The 1,942-nt window shown below is 69.8% G+C and carries 1 protein-coding gene; it reads left to right on the top strand.

Annotation, left to right across the window (positions count from 1 at the left end; translation table 11 throughout):
* Positions 1-23 precede the first annotated feature (23 nt).
* Positions 24-1,942, top strand: a 1,919-nt coding sequence (locus ABT352_RS40650) for an SDR family oxidoreductase (RefSeq protein ID WP_350950441.1), incomplete at its 3' end; no start/stop codon positions are given.

Here is a 1,942-nt window from a genome sequence, read left to right on the forward strand (position 1 = left end):
CCTGGGTAAGGCACGCGATCGGTGTGCTGGCGTCCGACGGCCAGGCCGGGGAGCGGTTCGATGTCGAGGTGTGGCCGCCGAGGGGTGCGTCGGTGGTCGAGTTGGGTGGGTTGTACGAGCGGCTGGCCGAGGGTGGGCTGGGGTATGGGCCGGTGTTCCAGGGGGTGCGGGGAGCTTGGCGGGACGCGGACGGTGTGGTGTTCGCCGAGGTCGGCCTGCCCGAGCAGGTTGCCGATGCGGGTGGTTTCGGAGTGCATCCGGCGTTGCTGGATGCGGCGTTGCATGTGGTGGCTTTCGCTGATCTGGATGGTTTTGAGGGTGTGCGGTTGCCGTTCTCGTGGGGTGGGGTGTGTCTGCACGCGGGTGGGGCGTCGGTGCTGCGGGTGCGGTTGGCGTGGACGGGTGATGGTGAGCTGTCGTTGAGCGCGGTGGACGCGGTCGGGGAGTCGGTGCTGTCGGTGCGCTCACTGGTGTTGCGCCCGGTCTCGACGGATGACCTCCCCCTCGCCGACGGTCGGGTGCTGGGGCGGGACGCGCTGTTCCACCAGGAGTGGGTGCGGAGGCCGGAGACGGCGACCTCCTCGGTGCCCGGCTCCGTCAGTCGTACGGCCGAGCTCTCCCTGGACCCGGCATCGGATCCGGTGGCGGAGTTGGCGGCGCTGGAGGTGGTGCCGGAGGTGGTGACCGTCGTGGTGGGGTCGGTCGGGGGCGGAGATGGGGATGGGGATGTGGTGGGGGCGGTGCGTGCTTTGGCGGTTGGTGTTCTGGGGTTGGTGCAGGGGTGGTTGGCCGATGAGCGGTGTGGGGGTTCGCGGTTGGTGGTGGTGTCGCGGGGTGCGGTGGCGGTTGGGGAGGGTGAGGTGGTGGCGGATTTGGGGGCTGCGGCGGTGTGGGGGTTGGTGCGTTCTGCGCAGGTGGAGAATCCTGGCCGGTTTGTGCTGGTGGATATCGATGAGGAGTTGTCGTCGTCGGTGTTGGCGGGGGTGTTGGCCTCGGGTGAGCCGCAGGTGGCGGTGCGTGGGGGTGAGGTGCGGGTGCCGCGTCTGGCGCGGGTGACGCCTGCCTCCGAGCGTGGTGTTGATCTCGGCTCCGGTTTCGTCTCCGGTTTGAGTGAGGATCGGGTCTGGGATCCGGAGGGGACGGTGTTGATCACTGGTGGTACGGGTGGTCTGGGGGGTTTGTTCGCGCGGCATGTGGTGGCCGAGCGTGGGATACGGCACCTGCTGCTGGTGAGTCGGCGGGGGTTGGATGCTCCGGGGGCGGTGGAGTTGCGGGCGGAGTTGATCGCGCATGGGGTCGAGGTCACGGTCGCGGCGTGTGATGTGGCCGACCGGGATCAGGTGGCGGCGCTGCTGGCGGGGATCGACGCCGCGCATCCGTTGACGGCGGTGGTTCATACCGCGGGTGTGCTGGATGACGGGACGATTCCGTCGTTGACGCCGGAGCGGTTGGATGTGGTGTTGCGGCCGAAGGTGGATGCGGCGTGGCATCTGCACGAGCTGACCCAAGGCCAGGATCTGGCCGATTTCATCGTGTTCTCGTCGGTGGCGGGGACGTTCGGTGGGGCGGGGCAGGGCAACTACGCGGCGGCGAACGCTTTCTTGGACGCGTTGGCGGAGTATCGGCGCGGGCTGGGGCTGGCCGGGGTGTCGTTGGGGTGGGGTCCGTGGGAGCAGGACGCGGGGATGACGGGCGGGTTGGACGAGGTGGATCTGCGGCGGATGGCGCGTTCCGGGATGGCGCCGTTCTCGCCCGAGCAGGGACTGGCGTCCTTCGACGCGGTGCGTGCGACGGATCGTCCGGCGCTGGTGATCGCGCGGTTGGATCTGGCGGCGGTGCGGGCGGGTGGTGAGGTGCCGCACCTGCTGCGCGGGCTGGTGCGCGGCTCGCGCAGATCGGCGGTGTCGTCGGTCGTGACCGGTGACGGTGCGCTGGTGGGACG

It is taken from the genome of Streptosporangium sp. NPDC000563, from assembly GCF_040299985.1.
Classification (GTDB): Bacteria; Actinomycetota; Actinomycetes; order Streptosporangiales; family Streptosporangiaceae; genus Streptosporangium.